General features: G+C 71.1%; 12 protein-coding genes. 7 read left to right on the top strand and 5 right to left on the bottom strand.

Going from position 1 to position 12,577, the window contains the following annotated elements:
* The first annotated feature begins 34 nt into the window (after positions 1–34).
* Genes CRYAR_RS40615 through CRYAR_RS40605 form a run of 3 tightly spaced genes read left to right on the top strand, consistent with a single transcriptional unit; the run spans position 35 to position 2,571 of the window.
* Complete coding sequence (locus CRYAR_RS40615; RefSeq protein ID WP_035858831.1) at positions 35–430, top strand: VOC family protein; 396 nt, start codon at positions 35–37, stop codon at positions 428–430.
* 49 nt (positions 431–479) lie between these two features.
* Positions 480–2,054, top strand: a complete 1,575-nt coding sequence (locus CRYAR_RS40610; protein WP_035858828.1) for a tetratricopeptide repeat protein — start codon at positions 480–482, stop codon at positions 2,052–2,054.
* A gap of 10 nt (positions 2,055–2,064) precedes the next feature.
* Positions 2,065–2,571, top strand: coding sequence for a GNAT family N-acetyltransferase (locus tag CRYAR_RS40605; RefSeq protein ID WP_035858824.1), 507 nt, complete (start codon positions 2,065–2,067; stop codon positions 2,569–2,571).
* Here the strand turns inward: CRYAR_RS40605 and CRYAR_RS40600 are convergent.
* Together CRYAR_RS40600 and CRYAR_RS40595 are read right to left on the bottom strand one after the other, a co-directional pair.
* Positions 2,532–3,620, bottom strand: coding sequence for a hypothetical protein (locus tag CRYAR_RS40600; protein ID WP_035858820.1), 1,089 nt, complete (start codon positions 3,618–3,620; stop codon positions 2,532–2,534). The two genes, CRYAR_RS40605 and CRYAR_RS40600, sit on opposite strands and share 40 nt — an antisense overlap.
* 23 nt (positions 3,621–3,643) lie before the next feature.
* A complete protein-coding gene (locus CRYAR_RS40595; RefSeq protein ID WP_035858817.1) occupies positions 3,644–4,438 on the bottom strand; it encodes an alpha/beta fold hydrolase in 795 nt (264 codons plus the stop codon).
* 77 nt (positions 4,439–4,515) lie between these two features.
* Here CRYAR_RS40595 and CRYAR_RS40590 point away from each other — a divergent pair, with 77 nt between their 5' ends.
* Together CRYAR_RS40590 and CRYAR_RS44380 are read left to right on the top strand one after the other, a co-directional pair.
* A complete protein-coding gene (locus CRYAR_RS40590; protein ID WP_035858814.1) occupies positions 4,516–4,695 on the top strand; it encodes a glycine zipper domain-containing protein in 180 nt (59 codons plus the stop codon).
* A gap of 80 nt (positions 4,696–4,775) precedes the next feature.
* Positions 4,776–5,519 (top strand): maleylpyruvate isomerase family mycothiol-dependent enzyme, encoded by a 744-nt coding sequence (locus CRYAR_RS44380; protein ID WP_051571696.1) that lies wholly within the window; start codon positions 4,776–4,778, stop codon positions 5,517–5,519.
* On the opposite strand, the gene CRYAR_RS40580 is transcribed toward CRYAR_RS44380, so the two are convergent.
* Positions 5,506–5,751 carry a VOC family protein gene (locus tag CRYAR_RS40580; protein ID WP_211247884.1) on the bottom strand — a complete coding sequence of 82 codons (246 nt, stop codon included), beginning with the start codon at positions 5,749–5,751 and terminating at the stop codon, positions 5,506–5,508. The genes CRYAR_RS44380 and CRYAR_RS40580 overlap by 14 nt on opposite strands.
* A 32-nt stretch (positions 5,752–5,783) precedes the next feature.
* On the opposite strand from CRYAR_RS40580, the gene CRYAR_RS40575 reads away from it, so the two are divergent.
* Positions 5,784–6,008: a helix-turn-helix domain-containing protein gene (locus CRYAR_RS40575; RefSeq protein WP_051571694.1), complete on the top strand. Its 225-nt coding sequence runs from the start codon at positions 5,784–5,786 to the stop codon at positions 6,006–6,008.
* Here CRYAR_RS40575 and CRYAR_RS40570 read toward each other — a convergent pair.
* Positions 6,005–7,435 carry a nitroreductase family protein gene (locus CRYAR_RS40570; RefSeq protein ID WP_035858810.1) on the bottom strand — a complete coding sequence of 477 codons (1,431 nt, stop codon included), beginning with the start codon at positions 7,433–7,435 and terminating at the stop codon, positions 6,005–6,007. The two genes, CRYAR_RS40575 and CRYAR_RS40570, sit on opposite strands and share 4 nt — an antisense overlap.
* Before the next feature lie 4 nt (positions 7,436–7,439).
* Positions 7,440–8,744 carry a serine/threonine-protein kinase gene (locus tag CRYAR_RS44375; RefSeq protein WP_051571693.1) on the bottom strand — a complete coding sequence of 435 codons (1,305 nt, stop codon included), beginning with the start codon at positions 8,742–8,744 and terminating at the stop codon, positions 7,440–7,442.
* 289 nt (positions 8,745–9,033) lie between these two features.
* Here CRYAR_RS44375 and dnaE point away from each other — a divergent pair, with 289 nt between their 5' ends.
* Positions 9,034–12,576 carry a DNA polymerase III subunit alpha gene (dnaE, locus tag CRYAR_RS40560; protein WP_035858807.1) on the top strand — a complete coding sequence of 1,181 codons (3,543 nt, stop codon included), beginning with the start codon at positions 9,034–9,036 and terminating at the stop codon, positions 12,574–12,576.
* Position 12,577 lies beyond the last annotated feature (1 nt).

The following is a 12,577-nucleotide window of genomic DNA, read 5'->3' as shown; positions in this document are numbered from 1 at the left end:
CGAAGTTGTCGGGCCCGTGTGGTACGCCCTTGGCATGACTTATCCCACTCTGCGCAGCACCGTGCTCGACACCGAGAACACCCGCGAACTCGCCGAGTTCTACCGGCGGCTGCTGGGCTGGGACTACCGGCCGGGCGACGAGCCGGAGAACGGCGACAAGGGCTGGCTGGTGCTGCGTAACCCCGTCGGTGTCGATCTGGCGTTCCAGCAGGTCGACGAGCTGGCCCGCGCCACCTGGCCGGAGGCGGGCGTGCCCCAGCAGCTCCACCTGGACTTCGCGGTGCCGGATGCGGGCACGCTCGTCGAGCAGCGCGAGCGGGCGGTGCAGCTCGGCGCCACGGTGATCCGCGACCGCTTCGACGACCCCGAGGAGCCGCTCTACGTGTTCGCCGATCCGTCCGGTCACCCCTTCTGCATCTTCGTCGGCTAGCTCAGGGTTACGGTGGTGCCTTCGGTGAACGGTGTGAGAGGAGCACGGCGTGGCGGGATGGTCCCTGACCGGCCGGTCCAACCCGAAGCCCGTGTTGAAGGTCGCGGACGAACGCGGCCGGCCCCCGCGTCTCGCCGATGCCTCGCTGGGTGATCTCGGGGTCCACGCACCCCAGGGCCCGTACGTGCCGCGCGAGGCCGACACCGTGCTGGAGAAGCACTTCGCCGACGAGGCGCAGCTCGTCGTCGTCCACGGGAAACGGCTCGTGGGCGCCACCCGCACGCTGGCCGAAGCGGCGCGCACGCACCTGCCAGACCACACGCTCTACGCGTTCCATCCCGACCCGCGGGTGCCGCTCACCGAGCTGATCTCGGCCGCGAAGCGCTCGGCGAAGAACGGCGCCGTGCTCTGGCTCGACGACGCCGGCTCCGAGCAGCTCACGCAGCTCGCCGCGGCGGAGATCCCGCCTGGTGTCCGGGTGCTGGTCACGGCACGTTCCGCGTTGCTCGGCGGCACCCGGCTGCCCGATCCGCTGCCGGGCGCGGTGGTCGACGTCGGTTCGCTCACCACGGCCGAGGCCGACGCCCTGCGCGAGGGCGAGAACGAGGTACCGGCCGACGCGAAGGGCGACCGGGTGGGGCTGTTGCTCGTTCCGCTCGAGCCGGTGCGCACCGCGCTCTCCGGCGACAGCGAGGAACGCAGCATCCGCTTCGACCGTCAGGCCCTGCTGCACGCGCTCACCGACTGGCACCGGATGGACCCTCCGGTGGCGCTCACCGCGAAGATGCTCACCACGCTCTACGGCGACTACCGGCGTGAACTCGCCCACCTCGACGGCCGGGCCGCGGTGTCGAACCCGGGGCGGGAGCGCGCGATCGAGTGGGCGCTCGAGCTGGGCCTGATCACCGAGGTGTTCGGTCGCGGCAACGAGTACTACTACGGGAACACGCTGCTCTCCGCGGTGGCCGACGGTCAGCGGCGGCCGGTGAGCGGGCCGTTCTGGCGGTACGTGGCCGGCGCGTTCGATCCGGCGGCCCGGCGCGCGGCGGGGCTCACCGCGTTCGACCGCGGCGACTACCCGCACGCGCGTGACCTGCTCGACCAGCTCGACCACGTCCCCCAGCACGTGAAGTACGTGATCGCGTACCGCGCGCACCGCGGGGGAAGCGTCGCGATCGCCCGGCGCTGGTACGAGAAGGCGATCGCCGACGGCTCGGTGCCCGCGATGGTCGACCTGGGTGTGCTGGAGGCCGCCGAGGGCAAGGCGGAAGAGGCGCGGTCCTGGTTCCAGCAGGCGGTCGACAGCGGTGACGCCGCGGAATCGGCCCGGGCGATGCGTGGCCTCGGCGTGCTGGAGAAGGAGCAGGGCAACCCCGAGCAGGCCAAGCAGTGGTTCACCGACGCGCTCGCCAGCGAGGACTCGGTGCAGGCCGCCAACGCGATGGTCGACCTCGGCGTGCTGGCCGAGGAGCAGGGCGACGTGGAGGAGGCGCGGTCCTGGTACGAGAAGGCCGCCGAGACCCACCAGCCCGCGGCCGTGACGGTCGCCGGCGCCAACCTCCGTGTCCTCACCGACGCGCCCGCGGGCGAGGAAACGGGTGCCGAGCCGGGCGAAGACGCCTGAGGGCCCTGCGATGCGTCTTCGGAACGTGCGGCGGGACGACGTCGATGCCTATCGGCGCATGCGGTGCGATCCGGTGATGATGGCCGAGCTCGGCGGGCCCCAGCCGGTGGAGACCATCCCGCCCAAAGTGGAATCGGACGTGCGCGCGGTCGAGGCCGACGAGTACTGGGTCTCGATGATCACGCCGGACGACTCGGACGAGGCGCTCGGTTCGGTGACGCTCTGGTCGCACGCGGACCACGGCGAGCGGATCTCCGAGGTGGGCTGGCTGGTGCTTCCCGAGCACCAGGGGCGTGGCGTCGGGAAGTGGGGGGTGCGGACGGTGCTCGACCGGGCGGCCGCCGACGGGCGCTGGGGCGCCGTGCACGCCTTTCCGGCGGTCACCAACGCACCGTCGAACGGCATCTGCCGCACGCTGGGCTTCCGGTTGCTCGGCGTCGAGGTGATCCCGTTCGGCGGCCGCGAGTTCACGTCGAATCACTGGGTGTTCGACGAGTCCAGCGCGGCGAGGATCTGAGCCGCCAGCGCCCGGACGGCGGGGTGGGGGTCGTGAGTGGACCGGTCCCGTAGCAACCGGGAGGTGGCCTCGCCGGGCCAGGTCAGTGCGGTTCGGGCGAGCGCGGTGCGGCGGACGACGTGGTCGGCGTCGGCGACGGCCCGCCCGGTGAGCAGGGCGCGGGCCTCGGGTCGGTGCGGCCGGTAGGCGCCCAGGACGTCCAGAGCCGCGGCGCGGGTGTCGTTGTGGACGTGGTCGGCGAGCCCGACGAGGGTGGTGAACGTTTCCGGGTCGTCGGGGTGGTTCGACACCAGCGCCTGCACCGCGACCGGCCCGAGCCAGCGGTCGTCGAGCGCCGCGCGGATCGCGGCGTCGTCCCAGGCCGGTTCGTCGCCGATGTGGCCGGCGGCGGCCGAACCGACGAGCGTGCCGCGTTCGGCCCGCGCGAGGTCGGCCAGCAACCGGTTGGTGCCCGGTTCCCGCGGCCACCGCCGGGCCAGCGTCCGTACGGCGAAGAGGCGAGGCTCGGTGCCGACGTCGAGCACCGCACGCTCGTGCAGGAACTCCCGCGTTCCCGGTTCGTCCGGCCACGTGTCGACCAGGGCCTCCAGGGCGTGCCTGCGTACGGAGGCGTCCGGGTCGGTGACGGCGGCTTCGCGGACGAGAGCCTCGGCACCGGGCCGGGCGTGAGCGCGCACGGCCGCGCCCCGGACCGTCGGGGACCCGGCGGTGAGCAGCGACCGAACCAGGTCGTCGCCGGGGAACAGCGCGCCGAGGACCCGGACCCCGGTGGCGGAGGGGTTCGGGTGCGCGACGAACCACTCGCGGAAGGCCTCGCGGCCGGGCCAGGACGGGTCCAGCCCGGGAACGACGTCGTCCGCGAAGTCGACGTGCTCCCGGTTCAGCGCGTCGGTGAGCGCGCGGAGGACCCGCTCCCGGTCGGCGTCGCGGTTCCGGGTTCCGCGCAGCCGGGCGACGGCCCGGCACAGGTGGGCGGGTACGGCCGGGTCTCGCAGCCACCACAGCGGATCCGCGGCGATCAGCGCCGAGATGGACGCGTCCGGACTCATTGGCACGAGGATAGGTGACGTCCTCAGTGGCGGGTGATCCATTCGGTCGTCTCCCGGATCACCAGGTCCTGCCAGGCGCGGGTCTGCGGCTCGGCGTACGCCGGGTCGTCGTGCACCGCGAAGCCGTGCTGCGCGCCCTCGATCTCGATCAACGTGCTCTCGGTCAGCCGGTCGACGGCCTCCCGGGACGAGTCGACGCTGATGAACGTGTCCTTGGTGCCGTGGACCAGCAGGGTCGGCACGGCGATGCGGGGAAGGGCGTCCCGGGCCGAGAGGTGGAAGACCTCGTTGAGCATCGCGCGGCCGAGCCGGAACGTCGGTGAGTGCTCCACGTAGCCGCGCCGGTCGAGCTCGTCGGCGTACGCCGGGTCGATGCGGTCGGCCGACCAGTACGGCTTCTCGTCCACGAATCTTCGCTTGTAGTCGAGCAGGGGGTTGAACAGTACGAGGCTGCGTAACGCCGGTGTCCCGGCCGCGGCGACGAGCGCGCAGATGCCACCGCTGAAGCTCGTGCCGATCACGGTGACCGGCGCGGGCATCTCCTCGACCGCCGCCCGGACGTCGTTGGCGGCCGCGGACAACGTGAGGTCCTGCTGGCGTCCGCCGCTCTCGCCGTGTCCACGCAGGTCGAAGCGGAGCGAGGCGACGCCGGCTTCGGCCAGCGCGTCGGCCAGCCGGACGTAGAACCCGCCCTCGGTCCGGGTGACCCCACCGCCGTGGACGAGCACCACCGCGCGCCCGGCGTCGGGCGGCGCCACGAGCGTTCCGGCTAATTGAGTACCGTCGTGGCTACGGAAAGTAATATTGGTCTGGGGCATCTGGCGCCTCCCGATGGCGGGCGTCCCCTTCTCGACTCTCCATCTCAACACGTTGCGTACCCGCATACCGTGGAGATATGAGCGAGAAGAAGCCTGCGGACAACAAGGCCGGTACCGGCATCGCGTTAGGCCTCGTGTTCGGCGCCGCGTTCGGTCTGCTCTTCCACAACCTGGCGCTGGGCCTCGCCCTGGGGATCGCGATCGGCGCGGGCTACGGCGTCTCGTGGAAGGACTTCCGGCGCGGTCGGCGGCGATAAATCGTTCCAGAGTCGATTGTGTCGTCGCGACGCGCGGAACGATGACAGCGGTACGGCGTTAAGCGAGCTAACGTCACGACATGGACCACGGGGAATACTGCAAAGCGCTGTTCCGCGAGATCGATCGGTTAGCCGCACTGCTGTCCGACGCCGATCTGAGCACGCCGGTCCCGAGCACCCCCGCCTGGGACCTCGCGAAGCTCGCCACCCACGTCGGTGCCACCGAGCGGTGGGTCACCGCGATGATCACCTCCGGGTCGGTCGAGAAGCTGCCGTTCTCCGACTTCGAGCAGAACGTGCCCGCCGAGTCCACCGCCGTGTCGGACTGGGTCGCCGCCGGGGTCGACGCGCTGATCAGCGCGTTGGTGGCGGCACCGGCCCACCAGCAGGTGTGGACGCTCGGCGGGCAGACCAGGCCCACGCTGTTCTGGGCCCGGCGCATGCTCCACGAAGCCACGGTCCACCGCGTGGACGCCGCGCTCGCGCTCAAGGTCCCCGCGACCGTCGACCCCGTGGTGGCCGTCGACGGCATCGACGAGATCCTCACGATCCTTCCGTACGCGCCCCGGCTCGCCGGGTTCGGCGCCGTGCGTGGGCAAGGTCAGTCGATCGAGCTGGTCGCCACCGACGTCGACACCCGCTGGCGGATCGAGGTCGGGGCCACCGCGTACGAGTGGTCCCACTCGTCGACCGGGGAGGCGACCGTCACGGCCACCGCGCCGGTGGCGGGCCTCTACCTGTTCCTCTGGGGCCGCCCGTCGGTACCCCAGATCACCGGCGACGCCGGCCTCCTGGCCCGCTGGAGCGCGGCTACGGCGTTCTAGTGAAGAACTCGTAGCTGTGACCGTCGGGGGAGTCGACGTAGACGCCGCGACCGCCGGCCAAGGGGTTGATGCGGCCGTCCCAGCCGTGTTCGGGGCCGGAACCGAACCGGAGGCCGTCGAGCCGGATCAGTAAAGCGTCGAACTCGACGTCGTCGACCAGGAAGCCGTAGTGCCCGGCCGACACCGAGCCGCGGTCGTCGAAGTCCAGCGTGAGGTCGTCGTTGACCGGCACCGGCGCGAACGGGCCGGCCCGGGGGGCCGGGGATGCGGCCGCGGCTCGTGCGGTTCCGGGCGCGGCGGTGGGCGCGGGGGCCGGGCGCGCCCCGGGTCGTGCTCACGGTGGAGGCCGTGCGGGCGGCGGGCGCGGAGGCCGGGGTGAACGACGTCGCCAGGCAGCTCGGGCTGGACCAGTCCGGGGCCAGCCGGATGGTGTCCGCCGCGACCGACGCCGGCTACCTGCAGCGCCTGGCCGACGAGGTCGGAGCCTAGGCGTCTCCCCGCATGCGCGGGGAGATCATGCGGACCGTCGACGGGGCACCCGGCGTCCCACCGCGGCGGGACGTGTAGGCGGGGACACCGACGCAGGTGAAGAGCAGTGGCACCAGGTCGTCGGGTTCCCGGAGCAGGCCGGGCACCTCGGAGTCCGCGAACGTCATGCCGGACGCGCCGGCGCCGAGTGCGTACGCGGCCAGGTGCAGCCGCCCCTCGACGAGACCGGCCGCGAGCTGGGCGTCCCGGTACGTGCGGTCGTCCAGGTCGGCGTCGGGTACCGCGGCGATCACGACGTAGGCCGCGTCGCCGCCGAGCTCCTGGTCGAGGCAGACCCGGGTGGTCTCCGCACGCAGATCGGCGGTGTGGACGGCGTCGGGCCAGCGGTAGACGCCGGGAGCGACGTCGTCGACGCCGTGCACGACCACCCAGTGCGGCACCGTGATGCCGCGGAGGGCGGCACGCAGTGGCCAGTCGAGCTGGGCGCGGGACAGGGTGCGGCCGCGGTCCATCAGGCGCTGGGAGCCGCGCCGCCGGATGACGTCGTCGAGCGTCCCGGACGGGGGCGCGTCGGGGAGCGGCGGGCCGTCGGGCCAGGGTTCGCCGAGCACGTCACGCTCACCGGCGCACTGGGCCGCCGTGGCGAGCGGAAACTCCACCGCAGGCAGTTCGCCGTGCTCGGCCGGGCCCGACGGCTCGATCGCCGGCTCGCCGTCGGCCAGGCTGAGCAGGGCCAACGGGTACTCGTGCACACCGTCGGCCCCGACCAGCGCCCGCAGCTGGGCGTCGGGGAAAAGAGTTCGGAGGCGAGGCTGCCGTCCGGCGCTCGCGGTCGCGGCGGAGAGCTGCGCGAGCAGCGTTCCGGCGTCCCAGTACAGGTGGCGCCAGCCGCGTTCGGCGTACCGCCAGCCGGTGCGCCAGGGAATGCCGGTGACGACGATCGTGGTGGCGGCGCCGCCGGCCGGCGGAGCGACCGGGACCAGCGCGTGCGCCTCCGGGTCGTACCAGTGCACGCCGTCGGGCACACCGGCGACATCTCGGGCGCTCACGTAGAGCTCGAGCGGGAAACGGGCCCCGGCCGAACCCGAGGCGCGGAACGGGTGCCGACGACCGGCGCGCACCGCGGTGCGGACGATGCCGGCGCCGAGGAACAGGATCCGGGCGAGCTGGGCCGCGTCCAGGGGACGGGGTTCCGCTCGGTGGCCGGCGAGCACGCCGGCGGCGCTGACGCCCGGGTCAGGGAGGTCGCGCGGGAGGGCCAGGCGCGGCCGGTCCCGGTAGATCTTGGTGAACGGCGGGTGCGTTTCGGGGTCGTTCGGGGTGAGGTCAGCCCGGACCCGGGGATCGTCGACGGGGACGTCCCACTCCTGGTCGGGTGAGTACGCGGTCAACCGGTGCAGGAGGCCGGCGCCGTTCTCCCTGTCCACGGCGTCAGGCCGTCGCGGCGGCGCGGATCTCGGCGGTGCCGCGGAACGGGATCTCGGCCGAGTCGAGCCAGCCCGGGCGGAGCACGGCACCGGACGCGGCGGCCAGGTCGAGCGCGAACTCCATGGCGCTCGGATGGCGGCTCTCCGGGAACCCGTTGAGCGAGCGCTCCAGCACCGACGCGATCGCGGGTGGGATCGTGGTCAGGTTCGCCCGCGGCGAGCCGTCGGGGCCGGGCAGCGGCGGTGTGCGGCCGGTGAAGAGCTTGTAGAGCGTGGCGCTCAGCCCGAACAGGTCGGTGCGCGCGGTGATCTCGTCGCCGTTGAGCTGCTCGGGGGCCGCGTAGCCCGGGGTGAGCGCGAGAACGCTCGCCTGCTCCCCGTCGACGCCGCTGGCCAGGAGCTTCGCGATACCGAAGTCGGTGACCTTGACCGCGCCGTCCTCGGCGAACAGCAGATTGCCCGGCTTGATGTCGCGGTGCACGACGCCCCGGGCGTGGGCGGCCACGAGCGCGTCGGCCACCGCCAGGCCGAGCGCGCAGAGGGGCTCCGGGCGGCCGAGGAGCTCGTTGCGCCGGGCGGACGCGCTGCCCCCGGCCAGGAACTCCATCACGATCAGGTTGAACCCGGCGTGCTCCACGTACTCGTAGACGCGAGCGACGTGCGGGTGGTCGAGGCTCTCCATGACCTGGGCCTCACGCAGGAAGCGCGACTGCGAATCGGGCAGGAGATCGGGCTCGGTGAGGAGCTTGAGCGCGCGCAGCCAGCCGGCCTGGCGGTGTTCGGCCAGGAAGACGATGCCGCAGCCCCCTTTTCCGAGCATCCGCTGCACGGCGTAGGCGGGGAGCGCGGCCTCGATCATGGCCGCCGCCGCGTCGGGCTCGGGCTCCGGCTCGGGTACCGGCACCGGCTCCGGTACCGGCACCGGCTCCGGGCCGGCCTCCGGCGCTTCGACCCGGGTGGGGGGCGGGGCCTGGAGCCGGGTGGTGAGGTCCAGCTCGCGGCGGCGCATGCGGGTGACCTCGCGGCCGAGCAGCACGTAGCGGCCGACCGAGCTCCAGGCCGCGTACAGCACGAACGGCAGCGCGATGACGGTGAGGACGGCGAACGCCCGCCCCCGCCCGGGCTGCCCGGCCGTGAACGAGTACACCGACACCGAGGCGAAAACCGCGAGCCCGACGACCATCAGCGCCAGGCTCAGGGCTGCGGTGCGGTCCAGCGCGCCGTTCCGGCGTGCGTCCGTCTCGTCCAGTGCGGCGCGGACCTCGCCTAACTCGGCTCGGAGCGCCCCCGGATCGCCCTGCTGCGGCATGTTCGCAAAGGTACTGCACCAGCCCAGCTGTAACAGAAAGTAATCATCGGCCCGTGCCAGAACGACGCTCGCCGTGTCATCGGCGGCTCTCGTGACGCAGCGCGATCCAGCCCCTGAAACGGCCCCTCAGGGTGACGCTGACACGCTTCCTCCGCCGGACGGTGTAAGCGTCATTCGGCCGGTCAGCGCCATTTTCCACACCGCCGCGTCGTGCGTCCCGAGGCGTGCGTCGGGCGGGTAGGGTCCTTGGTTGTTCCCGGCCACTCCCGCCCCAGGAGGCGCTCTTCCGATGCCCGGCGCCGCCGATGGATTCGTCCACCTGCATGTGCACACTGAGTATTCGATGCTTGACGGAGCGGCGCGACTCAAGCCGATGTTCGCCGAGGCCCAACGCCTCGAGATGCCCGCCATCGCGATGACCGATCACGGCAACACCTACGGCGCGTACGACTTCTTCACGCAAGCCACGAACGCCGGGGTGACGCCGATCATCGGCACCGAGGCGTACATCGCGCCGGCCAGCCGGTACGACAAGAAGCGCATCAAGTGGGGCCGCCCCGACCAGAAGGGCGACGACGTCTCCGGCTCGGGCTCCTACACGCACATGACGATGTGGGCGCGCAACGACACCGGGCTGCACAACCTGCTCCAGCTCTCCTCGCGGGCCTACACCGAGGGCTACTTCGTGAAGTGGCCGCGGATGGACGCCGAACTCCTGGCCGAGCACGCCGAGGGCATCATGGCCACCACCGGGTGCCCGTCGGGCGAGGTGCAGACCAGGCTCCGGCTCGGCCACTTCGACGAGGCGCTCGCGGCTGCCGCGAAGTTCCAGGACATCTTCGGCAAGGAGCACTTCTACCTCGAGCTGATGGATCACGGGCTGCACATCGAGCGCCAGGTGCGCGACGGGCTGCTCGAGATCGGCAAGAAGCTGGGCATCCCGCCGGTCGTCACGAACGACTCGCACTACACGCACGAGGCCGAGGCGACGTCGCACTCCGCGCTGCTCTGCGTGCAGACCGGCTCCACGCTGGCCGCGCCGACGTTCCAGTTCGACGGCACCGGCTACTACATCAAGTCGGCCGCGGAGATGTACGGCGTCGACTCGTCGGACGCCTGGCAGGAAGGCTGCCGGAACACGCTCGCGATCGCCGAAAAAGTCGACACCAGCGGCATGTTCGTCAAGAAGAACCTGATGCCGAAGTTCCCGGTGCCCGAGGGCGAGACCGAGGAGAGCTGGTTCCGCCACGAGGTCTGGGAGGGGATGAAGCGCCGTTTCCCCACCGGGATCGACGAGCAGCACCGCAAGCAGGCCGAGTACGAGATCGGCATCATCCTGCAGATGGGCTTCCCGTCCTACTTCCTGGTGACGGCCGACTTCATCAACTGGTCGAAGGCCAACGGCATCCGCGTCGGTCCCGGTCGTGGCTCGGCGGCCGGCTCGATGGTCGCCTACGCGATGGGCATCACCGACCTCGACCCGATCCCGCACGGCCTGATCTTCGAGCGGTTCCTCAACCCCGACCGCGTTTCGATGCCCGACATCGACATCGACTTCGACGAGCGTCGGCGCGGTGACGTCATCCGCTACGTCACCGACAAGTGGGGCGCCGACAAGGTCGCCCAGATCGTCACGTACGGCACGATCAAGGCGAAGGCTGCGATCAAGGACTCGGCCCGGGTGCTGGGCTACCCGTACGCCGTCGGCGACCGGATCACCAAGGCGATGCCGCCCGCCGTCATGGGCAAGGACATCCCGCTCAGCGGAATCTTCGATCCCAGCCACAAGCGGTACAACGAGGCCGGTGAGATCCGCGGGCTCTACGAGAGCGATCCGGACGTCAAGAAGGTCATCGACACCGCGCGCGGTCTGGAAGGCCTGATCCGTCAGGCCGGTGTGCACGCGGCCGGCGTGATCATGTCCGCGGAGCCGCTCACCGACCACATCCCGGTCTGGATGCGCGCCTCCGACGGGGCGATCATCACGCAGTTCGACTACCCGACCTGCGAGACGCTCGGCCTGCTGAAGATGGACTTCCTGGGCCTGCGCAACCTCACGGTGCTCGACGACTGCCTGAAGGCGATCGTGGCCGACGGCGGCCCGGAGATCGACCTGCTCGACCTTCCGCTCGACGACAAGGCCACCTACGAGCTGCTCGCCCGCGGCGACACGCTCGGCGTCTTCCAGCTCGACGGCGGGCCGATGCGGTCGCTGTTGCGCCTGATGCGGCCGGACAACTTCGAAGACATCTCCGCGGTGCTCGCGCTGTACCGGCCGGGCCCGATGGGCGCGAACTCGCACATCAACTACGCGCTGCGTAAGACCGGGCAGCAGGAGAAGACACCGATCCACCCGGAGCTGGCCGAGCCGCTGGCCGAGATCCTGGACACGACGCACGGCCTGATCGTGTACCAGGAGCAGGTCATGTCGATCGCCCAGAAGGTGGCCGGCTACTCGCTCGGCAACGCCGACCTGCTGCGGCGCGCGATGGGCAAGAAGAAGAAGGAGATCCTCGACAAGGAGTTCAAGCCCTTCTCCGAGGGCATGAAGGCCAACGGCTACTCCGACGCCGCGATCAAGGCGCTCTGGGACGTCCTGGTTCCCTTCTCCGACTACGCGTTCAACAAGGCCCACACGGCCGGGTACGGGCTCGTCTCGTACTGGACCGGGTACCTCAAGGCCAACTACCCGGCCGCGTACATGTCCGCGCTGCTGACGTCCGTCCGGGACGACAAAGACAAGATGGCGGTCTACCTCAACGAGTGCCGCAAGATGGGCATCAAGGTGTTCCCGCCGGACGTCAACGAGTCGGACGCGAACTTCACCCCGCGCGACACGAACATCCGCTTCGGTCTCACCGGCGTGCGTAACGTCGGCGCGAACGCGGTCGAGGCGATCATCGCCGCGCGGGCCGAGAAGGGCGCCTTCAAGGACTTCTACGAGTTCCTCAAGAAGACGCCGGCGATCGTCTGCAACAAGAAGGTCGTCGATGCGCTGATCAAGTCCGGTGCGTTCGACTCGCTGATGCACACCCGCAAGGGCTTGCTCGCGGTGCACGAGGCCGCGGTCGAGTCGTTCGCCGAGATCAAGAAGAGCGAGGCGGTCGGCCAGTTCGACCTGTTCGGCTCCGGCTTCGGCGACGACCAGGCCGAGGACCTGAGCGTCGCGTTCACCCCCCCGATCGGCACCGACGAGTGGCCGAAGAACGAGAAGCTGGCCACCGAGCGGGAGATGCTCGGCCTGTACGTCTCCGACCACCCGCTCTCCGGCGTCGAGCACCTGCTGGCCGCGAAGGTCGACTGCCCGATCTCGGCGCTCGTGGGCGACGACTATCCGGACGGCCGGACGGTCGCGGTCGGAGGCCTGCTCTCCGGGCTGCAGAAGCGGGTCACCAAGCAGGGCAAACTCTGGGCCAGCGCGCGTCTGGAAGACCTCGAGGGCGGTATCGAGGTCCGGTTCTTCCCGGCCACCTACGAGCTCGTCGGCCAGCACCTGGTCGAGGACGCGATGGTGCTGGTGAAGGGCCGTATCGACAAGCGCGAAGATCAGCCGCAGCTGCTCGCGCAGGATCTGGCGCTGCTGGATCTCGGTGAGGCCGATTCGGAGAAGCCGGTGGTCATCCTGATCACCGCGAACCGCGTCAACGACCAGCTCGTGGCGCAGTTGCGCGAGACGCTGTCGACCCACCCCGGTACCACCGAGGTGCACCTGAAGCTGCAGCACAAGGCGCGGGCCACACGCTGGCGGCTCGGCGACAACGTCCGGGTGGCTCCGACGCCCGCGCTGATGGCCGATCTGAAGGCACTGCTCGGCCCGGCGGCGATCGAGTAGA

Origin of the sequence: Cryptosporangium arvum DSM 44712, from assembly GCF_000585375.1 — a bacterium.
Classification (GTDB): Bacteria; Actinomycetota; Actinomycetes; order Mycobacteriales; family Cryptosporangiaceae; genus Cryptosporangium; species Cryptosporangium arvum.
The sequence above is the reverse complement of the archived record's forward strand: the minus strand, read 5'-3'. Positions and strand labels throughout refer to the sequence as shown.